Raw genomic sequence first — 12,712 nt, 5'->3', positions numbered from 1 at the left:
CTCTTAGCTGTGGCGATGCTAGTTTATGTTTTATCTTTTAACTGATGAGAATATCTACTTTTAAATCTGTTATATACTGAACAAATTATCTGTTTTTACAAATAATGATATGTCAGACTGCAACTATCCGATCGCAATTACAGCCAGTGAAGTAGATCCCCGTGCGAAGAAAAGTATTTACCCAGAACCATTTGCTAGCCGAATGGAAGGAAAAGAGAAACGCATTTTGGGCGATTTGTTTGGTCTAAAGAATTTTGGTGTTAACCTCACACGATTAAAGCCATCGGCATCATCTGCTCTTCGCCATGCCCATACTACCCAAGATGAGTTTATCTATGTTTTGCAAGGTTGTCCCACATTAATTACAAATGAAGGCTCACAACAGCTAGCCCCTGGTATGTGTGCAGGTTTTCCGGCTGGTTCTGGTAATGCCCATCACTTAATCAACAATACCAATGAGGAAGTTGTTTACCTAGAAATTGGCGATCGCACCTCCGGTGATGTAGTCACTTATCCTGATGACGATCTACAAGCGATGCTGGTAGATGGGAAATGGCAATTTACTCATAAAGATGGTCAACCATATTGAATTTTCGGGAGGTTAAATTAGTTCACCTTCGCATTGTGAATGCCAAAACCTAACAATAGGAAAACCCCGTTTCCTTTAATTACATTAAGTAGGTGCAAATAAATAAAGTGATAATAGTTATATGAGGATGGGGCGGGCAGGATGCCCACCCCACAAGAGTTACAGCTTTCTTGTGGGGTGGGCATCCTGCCCGCCCTGGTTTTCACTTTATTTACATCTACCTACTTATTATCGTCAGTGCGATAATTAATTCGGCAGTAAATATCTTCAGGAGAACGAGAATAGAAAACCTTTAAAATTTCTGACTTTTGTTCTGAGTCTATTCGTGCATTGATAATCTGAGATTCAGCATAGTTATAAGGTATTTTCGTAAATAATTCGTCCCGTTCCGTTCCCTCAATGTAACGAGAATGGAAATAGCGATCGAACCGCAGTAACAGCAATTCTTGTGGTTTGTAAAAATCAAATCTCCAAGCTTCGGCACGGTATTCTTTTTCGATACTACCGAATTAACCCGATCGGTGGAGTTTGACAACTGTTTGGCTTTTGAACAGTTGTCAAACGGTTTCCAACTAATCCGAATTAACCCAATCGGTGGGGTTCACCAAAGAGATTGACCCAAATGATTGGCAATTAGTGTTTCCAACTAATCCGAATTAACCCAATCGGTGGGGAACAGCTTTCTCAGCTTGAAGAACAAGTACTGGTTTCCAACTAATCCGAATTAACCCAATCGGTGGGGAGTTAAATACAGCGATGAGCTAAATCGGTATTATGTTTCCAACTAATCCGAATTAACCCAATCGGTGGGGAGTTCGCCGCAGAGCCTTTACCCAGAGAGGGTTTGGGACCTCAAATCGACGCACCTAGTAAAAAGATTGTAGATCGGCAGTAAAAGTGGAGTCAATAACATAGCTCAAATGCAGCCCAGACAAGGCATCGACGCAGGTTAACGATTTTTTGTGGGTTTTGGGAATAGACAGAGGTGTGTCGATCGCTTATCCTCAACTCCCCAAATTTACCAAAAGCTAGATAGAACAATAGTTTGAGCGCTTTCGATTCCTCTGGAAGTCAGTGCTTTAGACCTACCTGCACACCTCCACTCAAACAGCGAGGATGGGGGGTAAATAGGTGCGTCGATCGCAGTAGCTAACTTCAGCAAAGCAGACAAAACTAGATCTGGTAAGGATTTGGGGCAATTTTAGCGGATGGAGAAACAGAGTTGAGCGATCGACACACCTGAAAAGCACAGCTGGATTTTACGAAACGGGCCAAAGCTGGCGAAACCCTTCTGGGTTAGTCTTGAGAAAATCGAGAAAATCTTGGCACTCTGGGGAATCATCAGGAAAAATCGTCAACAATTCCAGATAATTAGGAGTTAACTTGGGGATCTTTTTCCCCGGATTATTGGGATCTTCCACCAGCTTAACTACAGGATACATCCGATGCCAAAGCCGACCAACTTGACTAATTTGACCAGTCACAGAAGATTGCTTAATACTCCTTTCAACTTCCTTAAATTGCCGATTCGCTTTTTGATAAGGTTCGTGTAGCCATTGAATCGCCTCGGAATCTTTCCCTTCAGCTAACCGTCCCCAAACTTGCACATTTTTAGGATGCCATACTTCCCGCCATTTTGAGTAGCGATTTGGATCGGGTTCTAGGTTATGCAGACGCATCCATTGAGTTGCCAAATCTCTGAGTTCATCAATAAACGGCGCAACGCGATTCAAATTAAAAATTTTTGCCCCATTTCGCCAAGACTTTTTATCGTAACTCCAATGACAACCAATCAGAGGTTTGGCGCGATCGCCCTGATAGTAATCCTGATAAAATAAACGATGGTCCGATCGTCGCCATGACTTACCAAACCCACCAAACAGCATGGCAAACTGCATTAACGACCTTAATAAATTTTGCAACACCTCCTTTTTAGTTTCATCTAATTTCCGGGGAGGCATTAATAACCAACGCAACTCCCCTTCTACGTTGTAAATTGGTTCATCATATCCATCACTAAACCGATTTATTTGCAAATTGGACTCTTGAAAAACACAAGTTAATAAACCCTGCGTTCCCCCATCTTCCACCCCACCAAACAAATTTTCCACTAACTTTTCTGCGGTTTCGGAATTTGTTAAACCCCCAAAAATTCGCAAACCATGCCCCCGCAAACTACCCCGAAAAATATTCGGACGAAATTCAGGAGTTTTATCGATCGAAGTTGGCGCTTGTCCCTGTCCTTTTAAGTAAACTTTATAGAGTACTTCTCCTTGAACTGGTATCGGAGAATCAACTTTTCCCTGTTCATTTAAACGTGCTTTCGGCATTCCATAACCGCTACTGGTACGACAACCAATTCCATAACCTAATGCCTTTTCCCAAATTTGCCAAATTTCCTGCCAATCAGTTTCCGGTAATAAACTAGAAATCCCAAATTCGATCGCAGGTCGATCTAAAGAAATCAAAGCAAAACCTGTCTCACCACTAGGCTTTTGATTAGTATCGGATGTTTTCACCTGCCATTTTTGTTGAGGATGAACAATATCAACTAAATTTTGCTTCCAATCATCGATCGGATAACCACCATGAAACCGTAATAAACTCGGTTCATCACCATTTTTAGTCAAACGGTAGCGTTTTTTCTGTTCCTCTGTACAAGCTTGGCAAAACGCACCTTTCATGCTACTACCTGGATAAAAAGGTAAGCCAAAAGCACCAAGCGCCGGAAAAATTATGCCTTCAAATTGTCCGCCATTAGTCACAAAACGCCATTGAATTTGATAGGTGTTTGTCGAAGTTTTTTCCCCAAATTCTGGCGGTTGGGGATAAGCTTTTTCTGTCCATTGTTCTGCCCATTTATAAGAATCTTGTTCTTCTGGTGCTTTGTTTGAATCAATGTACTGAAGTTGCGATCGCCCTTTCACTTGCGCCTGAAACATCAATGGCACTAAGTTAGCAGCATTCTTGATATTTACCATAATTAATTTTCTCCATCATCCAGATCGTTAACCAAAGTTTTAGAACCTTTATAACGTTGCGTCCACCAGACGATCGCATCACACAATTGAGTCAACACCGCTAAAGTAATTCGCTGGTCTTCTAAATTCAAAGTCCACAATTTCCCCGCCATTGTTTTCACAGAATTGACATCATCAATATTCACTGCATCATTAGGAATAATTACCCCAGTTTGGTGCATAATTCCGACTAAAGCATTCCAAGTAGCTAGCCAATATTTAGCCTTACAATCAAATTCATCATTGTTTCGCTTGGACTTAGCTAATAAGCGCAAATGTTCGCCCCAAAAACGTTCTAAACCATAAGCAACTGCTTCCCGCATTTTAAAAGATTGATTTAAGGAATCGCGATCGCGTTCCCTAGCATCTAAAACCAACTTTTGGGCAATTTCATCCAAACTATGCAATTCTCGATTTTCTAATTGCAAACGATAAGTTTTCCAAGCCATTATTGATTAACCTCCTGTGTTGAAATAGCCATTTCTTTCTGATTAAAAGCTTCACCTGCTAGCGTCACTTGACATCTGCCAAACCCGATCGATTCCAACCCGCCAAAATAAAGTTCTTGGGCATAAGGTTGATTAGCTTTCTGTTCTCCAAAGGGTTGCCAACCTAGTTGTTTCAAAGCTACGGGAAACACCAAAATACTACCCACAGGTAAAGCTTCCACATTAAAAAAAGCACCTGTTTTCGTATCTACTTTTTTCATATCATCCAGCATTTTAATTCGGCTTTGGCGATACAAAGCCATATCATGTAACATGGAAATGTCGTTATCATCAACTACCACCAATTGTTTCTTTGGTAAATCAGTTCCCACAGGCAACCAAACTGCTAAATTTTCCTGATGTTCAATTCCCAAAAATCCCAAGTTAAAGAACAAAACTTTTTCAGTTGTTCCCGGTACAACTCGCGCTTGTAACTCCAAATCAGCTGTATAAGGTTTCGGTATTTCTGCATCAATTTTAGTAATTTGTTTGTAACGTTTCAGCAGTGACGGACAACTTACCCAAACCACAGGTTGACCTGGACAAAATACAGGCAACCACACTAAAGAAGCATATTCAAATTTAACCGCAGCTTCGGTTGTTCCGCCATCTTTTTGTCCCGATATTGCTTCATGTCCATACCAAATAGCAACATCGCCATTTGCAGGTTCTCCGCGCATATCCGCCCGAAATCTTCCCCGAATTGAACTACCAGGAATAATCCCAGTTTGTGTAAACTGATCGCGGAAAATTAAGTTTAAATTTCCCGTTTCTTCTCCGGCGGTTGCACCTATATGAAGGGGTGCTAATGCTTCAATAATTCCGTAAGCTTTGTGATACATTTATTGGACTCCTTGGGCAAAAATTCCTAAAACTTTACTGACATCTTTGAGATAATACTCTGTGGCATCAACTCGCAATTGTTTTTCTGACAATTGCAAGAATCTCCAAATATTTCCCGAAGTAACTACTCCTAAAATAACTGGAACTTCATTTCCCTCCCGTTCGTTAAAAATTTGAGCCGCTAACATTTCAGAAGCGCATTGACCTAAACCTCCGACAATATTTTCTTTTTTAGCTTCTACCAGAACAATTACAGGCGATTTTACGAATAACTGTTCGGGAGAATTACTAATTATATAGTCGCAGGTTCCGTTTAAACCCTGTGCTAAATCTACGTTAAAATCTACTCCTGAAAACAAGCTGATTTTTGAGGCAAGCTGTTTTCTTAAATCCAGTAAGATTGGCGCAATAATCATTTCCGATCGCGCTTTTTCCGTATTAATTTTTAGAGCTAATTGTGCATTGTCCTGTAAAAATTCTCCAAGTAACGGACTAGGTTCTAACTGAGGAACATTGGCAAACAAATCTACATCTTCCGAAATAGTTAAATCAAAAGCTTTTTGTACTTTTTCTAAGGTAAAATCACTGTACGCCATTTGATTTTTCTCCCTATTTTATAGCGGTGCGTCAAATTTTCAAACCTTGGTGCTGTCGAGTAGATCGATCGTCTGACGCACCCTACAACTACAGTTTTCCCTATTTTATAGATAGTGGTAATGCTAAACCACAACCCCAACGTTGGAAGGAATAACCTTCAGTGGGAAACCAAGTTTCCGGCCAATTATGCCAAGGTTCTTTCAGGGGTTCTTTTAATAGGTAAACTGTACCTGCGGGGACAGCGTAACGACCACGAGATAAGCGTTTAGTTTTGCCTTTTCCGCCTAGTCGATAGCGATAGGGAATTGGTCGATCGGTTAAAAAGGTTTCGCTTTTCCAAGCTACCTCGCTTTGGTGATTTTGAAAAATCATTGGTTCGCGGTATGATAGACGATTGGAACCCCAAATTGCCGGGGTGATTAAAGCAAATTTATCGCCTACTGGTTGGTTGAGTAATTGTTTCGTATCCTCATCTATTTTCACCCAGTCTACATTTACCAAATGTCCTTCCCCACCGAAACGATACCAACCTTTTGCTAGTTCGGTATTACTAAGGTAAATTAAGCAGGTATTCGGATTCATTTGCACGGCATTTTCTAGGAAGAGACTACCGCGATCGCTATTTACATCTACCTTGCGTTCTCCTATTTCCAAACGCGGGTGTAAATGGGGTAAATATTCCCAAGGTTTGCCGAAAACCTGTTGCGGTTTCTGCCATTCTTTAATGCCGATCCAACTACCTTGTTTGTCAAATTTGCCAATGGGTGACTCACCTGTTTCTGTTTGCCACTCTTGCAGATTTGCATACCAATTTAGCTGATGTTTTATTTTACCATCTGCTACTAAAAAGTTAAAGGGAACGGGAACAAAAAAGTTTTGCAAATTATTACTAAATGCCCAAAAAGGGCCAGCAATTCGCAAATTTGACAATTCATTTTGATGGTAATTAGCAGCATATAACCCGGAAACTGTAGCAGCAGAGGGAGGGAAACTATTACCAGAACGACCGACTAAGTTTTCTGGAGAAAGAAACCTTCCGGCGCTACCATATAGAAAACCAAGGGGTTCGATAATAATCAGATACTCGAAAGTTCTTGACATAAGTGAAAACCTACTTTAGCAAGGTTAACGATCCAATCATTCAAAGCAGCATCAACATTTGGGCAATCTTCTTTTCGATTCCCCAAAATTCCAGTTTTATCTTTTTCTAAATCCCAGAGATGCTTACATAATTTCTGGCGATTTTTGGCACCAAAATAAACTTCAAACAAACCTAAAGCTACTTGAGATTGATTTCCCTCGAAGGCGTGACGGGATGCTAAAACTGCGACATCATTATATATATGTGTCCAATTTTTTCCATCATTGCGATCGCCATATCCCCCCAACACTTCTGGCAAAAACCACCAAGGACAAACCCATTCTATCCAGTTACCACCATTGAAAACTACCCGCAAAGCAAGGCGGGAACGTCCGTGTTTTTTCGCAGACTTTTCCGCTTCCCGACAGTGTTGTAAAATATCTCGCTGCGGTACACCACCCGCCGCCCAAACAAAACCAACGCTGACGGTAATTGGTACTCCGTGTTTCTGCCAAACTTGAGGGAATTGATAAAACCAATCCAGGCATTTTTGCGCTGACAAGTTACCATCGTTACGATAAAAAACGCCCAGAAAATCATCGCCACCTGCATAAATAATCCGACCTAAATCTTCAGGAAGGGAAGGTTTTAACTGGTTTTCTGCCCATTCCAACATCGCTTTACTAAATTCTTTTAACTTTTCCGCTTCGTCATTCTTTTCCTTAAATGTTTGCAGATGATTACCGATACTATCGCCATCCCCTTGAAACCAACCTGTCCATCGATTATCTTGATGACGATCGAGATCCGTAAATTTGTCTGGAATTTCGACTTTAGGAAGTTCTTCAGTTTTAAGATTAAGTTGTCGGGCAATAATATGATAAGTAATCAGTCGCTTAATCAGTTCGGGTAGACTCAATTGTTCCCTTTCTTCGACAAAAGCTTCTCCTAATGGTTTTAATTCACTAAGTTGCTGATAAAATTGGCGAATTTCTTGATCTTCAGCGCTAAGATCGCGATCGCGTGCATTCATAGAACGACTCATAGCGGGATAGGCGATCGCATCTGTACCCGATAAAGTCGAACTTTCGCCCATCCAATTAATCCCAATCCAATCCCGTTTTAGCTTAATTTTGTTTAAATTTTTCCGCACCTCGCTGATAGTTTCCCCTTGTGCCCAAAAGAACTCCCAAGCATGATTTGTCCATAAATCCCATTCTCGCTGCCATTGATATTTTTGGGAAATCTGCTTTTCGATCCAATGCTGACAAGTGCAAGTAAGTGTTTTCCAAGCGCGGTTAAACACAGCAGTTGCTTCCGGGCGCGAGAAATCTCCAGCAATGATAATCTGGTTAGGCGTTCCCTGCACTACATTAATGATCGCTGGGGAAATTACCTGATAATTTTGTTGTTCGGCAGTTTTGCACAAAGCATAAGCAAGGTAGGAAAGGATAAAGGAACTACCGTATAAGTCTCGCAGTTTGCGGGATTTTTCGATAAAACCTTGCACTGGGGCGAAGGTAATAGCGGTGTAGGTGGTGTCTGACATGAAGTTGATTTTTTTCTGGTTTGCTATTTTGGTTTTTTAGTGGTCTTGCTACTTTAACAGTGGTCTGGAAGAGGGGTTTTCCCAAAAAAAAGTTAGGTGAATAAGGCTAACCTTGTCTTTTTCTAGAGTTCCCCTTTATACTCTAAGAATTGCGATCGACTAAAAAGTTTTTGGCGAGGGGGTGAGAAAATCCCGGAAAGTGCGATTCTTTCGTTGAGGCGGTCGCTGCCTTGTCTGGTAAGGGTTTGAGCGATTTTTTCTCGGCGTTTTCGTTAATTTGTGGTCACAAATTTTGGGGGGTTCGCAAATCGGTTTTCAATGGTATGCTGGGTAAGGGTTCTATTGATAGCACTCCCGACGACTGGGGTAAGTCGTTTTGTTGGAAACGAAATGCCGGGGGATTTCTTCGGTAGGAACTGCTAACACTCCCGACGACTGGGGTAAGTCGTTTTGTTGGAAACCTTGCTCAACTAAACGATCGTAAGCATCTGCTGCGGCTCCCGACGACTGGGGTAAGTCGTTTTGTTGGAAACGTTGTGTGGCGATCGCCTTTTAAATTATTGATTAGCTCTCCCGACGACTGGGGTAAGTCGTTTTGTTGGAAACAACAACTACGTTCCATTGAAATTTGACGGGGATGCACTCCCGACGACTGGGGTAAGTCGTTTTGTTGGAAACCAATTGGGTCTTAATGCTTTCAGCTACCCGTTTCGCTCTCCCGACGACTGGGGTAAGTCGTTTTGTTGGAAACGATAATAAATCATAGATAATACTTAATTTATCATTTATGACTCCCGACGACTGGGGTAAGTCGTTTTGTTGGAAACCTATTAATGGGACAGTTTCTAAAAGCGCAGAATCTAAGGACTCCCGACGACTGGGGTAAGTCGTTTTGTTGGAAACTAAATCAGAGAGGATGCCAATACCAAAAGGTGTTAAGGTCTCCCGACGACTGGGGTAAGTCGTTTTGTTGGAAACTAATAGAGTTAATCTCTTTATGGGGGGGTAGGTAATCTTTTCTCCCGACGACTGGGGTAAGTCGTTTTGTTGGAAACTCAAAGCTTGATGATGCAACAAGAACAAAATAAATTACTCCCGACGACTGGGGTAAGTCGTTTTGTTGGAAACGGGAAGTTTAGGTAATAGGTTCGCTACCTGTTCTGGACTTAACTCCCGACGACTGGGGTAAGTCGTTTTGTTGGAAACCCATCCATCTTTGGTCGCCAGCGTAGTAAATATCTATTCTCCCGACGACTGGGGTAAGTCGTTTTGTTGGAAACAAAGGCTTCGGTAAAACTAACAATTATATTTGGATCTATCTCCCGACGACTGGGGTAAGTCGTTTTGTTGGAAACATTCATCAGAAACCAACCTTTGCACGGTTAAGTCTCCCGACGACTGGGGTAAGTCGTTTTGTTGGAAACTTGCACTAAAAAGTTGATAGTAGGCTGAATTATCTCTCCCGACGACTGGGGTAAGTCGTTTTGTTGGAAACCGGTTTGTGATTAGCTTCCAGCGCTACTCTATTTGCACTCCCGACGACTGGGGTAAGTCGTTTTGTTGGAAACAAGTTAGCAAAGATAATCAACGATTTGTGATTGTTAACTCCCGACGACTGGGGTAAGTCGTTTTGTTGGAAACTTGAATCTGATCTGGTTTATGAGGATTTTATCGATCCTCCCGACGACTGGGGTAAGTCGTTTTGTTGGAAACCGTAAAAAGTCTTTGCCGTCACGGAAGTTGTTAACTAACTGCCGACGACTGGGGTAAGTCGTTTTGTTGGAAACGTAGGAGATGCCAACAACAATGAGTCGCTCCCGATTCCTCCCAGCAACTGGGTCAAGTTGCTTTGTTGGAAACCTTGATCTGCCAGTCCTCAAGCTTGGACTGCTCAGATCTTGCACCAGCCCCAAAATCCGCCTGCGAATCAATTCGCAGGCTAATAGCTAAACTCCTCTATCATAGGACTAAATATTTAAGAATTCTTATGCTTTTAGTCCATTTTAATGGACTTGAGCTATTAGCTAAGGAATTGATTTCCGGGCGGGCTAACAGCACAAATGCAAGATCTCAGTCCAGAAAGAAGTTTCTTCTAACGACTGAGTTAAATCAACTCAAAAGACTTGGCAATCTAAATTTCCCAACCCCAGGAAAAACCCAGATTAGCCAAGTCAAAAACTCTCAAACATCCACCGAAAAAACGAAATTCTAGGACAACCAATGGCTAAAATTCTAATCTCACCGCTAGGAACAGGTTCGATCGATTCGAGTTACTGAAGATCGATGACTACGTATAATCTACATATATCGATAAAAAAACCTTTTCGCAGCCCGACTATGCTTATTGAAGCGTCAGCTAGTGTTTACGGTGATGAATTAATCACAGCAACAGAATTGAATCAGCAACCGGGACGAGTTCTAGATAAAGCTTGGGAACGTCCTGTCACCATCACTCGCAACGAGCAACACTTTGCCTTGCTGCGACGCGATCGCATAACCGACATGGTGAAAGCTGCTAAGATGAGCCAAGTTGTGATTGAGCTAATCGACGTTGCTTATCGATCGCGTTTAGGAGAGCAAATCAGTTCCGAACATCCATTAGGATGGGTAAAAGCTTTTGATAATGACGAACTGCGCGAACTAATCGCAGAAGTAAAGAATGCCTACCGCCTTGCAAGTTCAGACCCTCAAGCATGGGATAATCTCGAAGCACTGATTCATGAATGGCAGGAAAGTGCTATAGCAATTAATAGCAAAGAACTAGCGGCAGCATTTAACGATCGAGTTGATGAAGTGTTACTAACTCAGCCAATTACAGAAAATAGTACTGAATCAGCTGAGGTATGACTAATTCATCACCAACAGTTATCATCCGTAGGGTGCGTCAGAACTAAAAATTACTGTTACTTGCCCAAATTTTTCTGTCTGACGCACAGGACAAACTTGCGTTAAATACTTGCCTTTTTCATGGAAATTGTAGGGACACGGCATTCAAAATATAACGCAAGAGTTGCCAATATTAATGATGCCGTGTCCCTACTCTCAAACATCCACCGAAAAAACGAAATTCTAGGACAACCAATGGCTAAAATACTAATCTCACCGCTAGGAAGTGGCTCACTGAATAGAAACAACTCAGCCACCCGAAAATACAGAACCGCTACATATCGAATCGAAGGCAAAGATTACGAAAAAAGCTTTATCGCCTCAGTACTTTACGAACACTTAAAGCTAGACGGAATCATCTTTATTGGCACGGTCAAATCAATGTGGGAAGAAGTTTATGAGACATTTTGCCAAGAAAAAAACGTCAACTGTGATGAAAATTACTATTGCCAATTAGTTGATAAAATCGCCCAACTAGATTATCGCAGTCCCCTTGATTCATTAGACTTATCCTTAATCGAATCAGTATTAGGAGCCAAATCCCGCTGTATCTTGATCAATTATGGACTAGACCAAGCCGAATTATGGTCAAACTTCGACAAAATCATTCAAGTAATAGATTCCCTAGAAACCGGAGATGAACTTTACCTTGATATTACCCATTCCTTTCGTTCCTTATCAGTTTTCCAATTTCTCACCGTGACATTTATCCAAGAACTGCTCTCAGAAAAGCAAATAAAAATAGCCGGAGTTTTTTATGGAATGCTCGACGTAACAGCGGAACTAAACTATACACCAGTAGTAGACTTAAATCCCTTATTTGAAATCACCGCTTGGATTAAAGGAGCATATAGCTTAAAAAACTATGGTAATGGCGATTTAATTGCCGAACTTCTGAGGGAACAGGGAGAAACTACTTTAGCCGATCGCATTGCTTTACTATCCCAATCAATTAATATCAATTATGTCAACGCTATCAAACAAAATAGTACAGCCTTAAAAACTTCTCTAGCCAAACCCTCGCAAAGCAAGCCCTTTAATTATCTCAGAGGAATCTTAGAAAAATTCGCCCAAAAATTTACCCGCAGTACCATTTCTGAAGCTGAATATCAATTAGAATTAGCAGGTTGGTACTTTGAAAATCAACGCTATGCCACAGGCTATATAACACTTGCCGAAGCCATCATCACTTATCTTTGTGAACTAGAAGGAAAAAATCCGGGTTCGGAAAACGATCGCAACGCCATGAAAGATTTCTTACATCATCCTGATAATAGAAATCGAGAACTAGCGCAACTTTACTTTCAAGTAAATCCGATTCGGACAGCCATCGCTCATGCTTTAATAGATAAAAAAAGGGCAGGGGTGGGGAATGCGATCGACAATGGCGATCGATACTATCAGCAAGCCAAACAAATTTTCCTCACCAAAACAATGGGTAATTAAGAGGAAGGAAATCAAAATAGGGAATTGAAAGATTTAGTGATGCCAGCGCCAATGAACAGAGAAATTAATTAAACCTTGCCACTAATTTTTACTTGGTAAAATTAGAGCGATCGCATGACCTACATGGTGAAAGCTGCTAAGATGAGATCTAGCTTCGACATACTTTTCTTTGAAATTGGGGTTTTTGCCGCTGGACGTTGCTATCTAAAGCAT

General features: G+C 41.4%; 10 protein-coding genes and 1 CRISPR repeat array. Of the genes, 3 read left to right on the top strand and 7 right to left on the bottom strand.

Going from position 1 to position 12,712, the window contains the following annotated elements:
• Positions 1-109 precede the first annotated feature (109 nt).
• Positions 110-589, top strand: coding sequence for a cupin domain-containing protein (locus tag ACE1CI_RS13080; RefSeq protein WP_413264304.1), 480 nt, complete (start codon positions 110-112; stop codon positions 587-589).
• 221 nt (positions 590-810) lie between these two features.
• On the opposite strand, the gene ACE1CI_RS13075 is transcribed toward ACE1CI_RS13080, so the two are convergent.
• The 7 genes from ACE1CI_RS13075 to ACE1CI_RS13045 all read right to left on the bottom strand — a co-directional run bounded on the left by ACE1CI_RS13075 (position 811) and on the right by ACE1CI_RS13045 (position 8,167).
• Positions 811-1,032, bottom strand: coding sequence for a WYL domain-containing protein (locus tag ACE1CI_RS13075; RefSeq protein WP_459564159.1), 222 nt, complete (start codon positions 1,030-1,032; stop codon positions 811-813).
• An 816-nt stretch (positions 1,033-1,848) separates the two neighbouring features.
• On the bottom strand, positions 1,849-3,570 hold the full coding sequence (locus tag ACE1CI_RS13070) for an RAMP superfamily protein (protein WP_413267971.1): 1,722 nt from the start codon (positions 3,568-3,570) through the stop codon (positions 1,849-1,851).
• Positions 3,571-3,572: 2 nt separating this feature from the next.
• The gene (locus ACE1CI_RS13065; RefSeq protein ID WP_413267972.1) at positions 3,573-4,058 is read right to left on the bottom strand and encodes a hypothetical protein; all 486 of its coding nucleotides are present in this window, start codon (positions 4,056-4,058) and stop codon (positions 3,573-3,575) included.
• Positions 4,058-4,939 carry an RAMP superfamily CRISPR-associated protein gene (locus ACE1CI_RS13060; RefSeq protein ID WP_413267973.1) on the bottom strand — a complete coding sequence of 294 codons (882 nt, stop codon included), beginning with the start codon at positions 4,937-4,939 and terminating at the stop codon, positions 4,058-4,060. The genes ACE1CI_RS13065 and ACE1CI_RS13060 overlap by 1 nt, the downstream gene beginning before the upstream one ends.
• Positions 4,940-5,536 (bottom strand): hypothetical protein, encoded by a 597-nt coding sequence (locus ACE1CI_RS13055; RefSeq protein WP_413267974.1) that lies wholly within the window; start codon positions 5,534-5,536, stop codon positions 4,940-4,942. It lies immediately after the preceding gene.
• A gap of 100 nt (positions 5,537-5,636) precedes the next feature.
• Positions 5,637-6,638, bottom strand: a complete 1,002-nt coding sequence (locus tag ACE1CI_RS13050; protein ID WP_413267975.1) for a type III-B CRISPR module-associated Cmr3 family protein — start codon at positions 6,636-6,638, stop codon at positions 5,637-5,639.
• Positions 6,614-8,167: a Cas10/Cmr2 second palm domain-containing protein gene (locus ACE1CI_RS13045; RefSeq protein WP_413267976.1), complete on the bottom strand. Its 1,554-nt coding sequence runs from the start codon at positions 8,165-8,167 to the stop codon at positions 6,614-6,616. Before ACE1CI_RS13045 ends, ACE1CI_RS13050 begins: the two co-directional genes overlap by 25 nt.
• Positions 8,168-8,518: 351 nt before the next feature.
• A CRISPR array of direct repeats spans positions 8,519-10,027; the repeat unit is 36 nt; unit sequence CTCCCGACGACTGGGGTAAGTCGTTTTGTTGGAAAC.
• Between the two features lie 477 nt (positions 10,028-10,504).
• On the opposite strand from ACE1CI_RS13045, the gene ACE1CI_RS13040 reads away from it, so the two are divergent.
• Entirely contained in the window at positions 10,505-11,014 is a 510-nt protein-coding gene (locus ACE1CI_RS13040; protein WP_413267977.1) for a hypothetical protein, read from the top strand.
• Positions 11,015-11,248: 234 nt separating this feature from the next.
• Positions 11,249-12,499, top strand: a complete 1,251-nt coding sequence (gene csx2 / locus ACE1CI_RS13035) for a TIGR02221 family CRISPR-associated protein (protein ID WP_413267978.1) — start codon at positions 11,249-11,251, stop codon at positions 12,497-12,499.
• Positions 12,500-12,712: the final 213 nt, after the last annotated feature.

It is taken from the genome of Floridaenema flaviceps BLCC-F50 (assembly GCF_041929275.2).
Classification (GTDB): domain Bacteria; phylum Cyanobacteriota; class Cyanobacteriia; order Cyanobacteriales; family Aerosakkonemataceae; genus Floridanema; species Floridanema flaviceps.
Note: the sequence above shows the minus strand (reverse complement) of the source record. Positions and strands in the feature narration are given on the sequence as shown.

Coding starts and splice junctions, on each gene's coding strand:
- ACE1CI_RS13080 (WP_413264304.1), top strand. CDS start 110: ATGTCAGACTGCAACTATCCGATCGCAATTACAGCCAGTGAAGTAGAT.
- ACE1CI_RS13070 (WP_413267971.1), bottom strand. CDS start 3,570: ATGGTAAATATCAAGAATGCTGCTAACTTAGTGCCATTGATGTTTCAG.
- ACE1CI_RS13065 (WP_413267972.1), bottom strand. CDS start 4,058: ATGGCTTGGAAAACTTATCGTTTGCAATTAGAAAATCGAGAATTGCAT.
- ACE1CI_RS13060 (WP_413267973.1), bottom strand. CDS start 4,939: ATGTATCACAAAGCTTACGGAATTATTGAAGCATTAGCACCCCTTCAT.
- ACE1CI_RS13055 (WP_413267974.1), bottom strand. CDS start 5,536: ATGGCGTACAGTGATTTTACCTTAGAAAAAGTACAAAAAGCTTTTGAT.
- ACE1CI_RS13050 (WP_413267975.1), bottom strand. CDS start 6,638: ATGTCAAGAACTTTCGAGTATCTGATTATTATCGAACCCCTTGGTTTT.
- ACE1CI_RS13045 (WP_413267976.1), bottom strand. CDS start 8,167: ATGTCAGACACCACCTACACCGCTATTACCTTCGCCCCAGTGCAAGGT.
- ACE1CI_RS13040 (WP_413267977.1), top strand. CDS start 10,505: ATGCTTATTGAAGCGTCAGCTAGTGTTTACGGTGATGAATTAATCACA.
- csx2 (WP_413267978.1), top strand. CDS start 11,249: ATGGCTAAAATACTAATCTCACCGCTAGGAAGTGGCTCACTGAATAGA.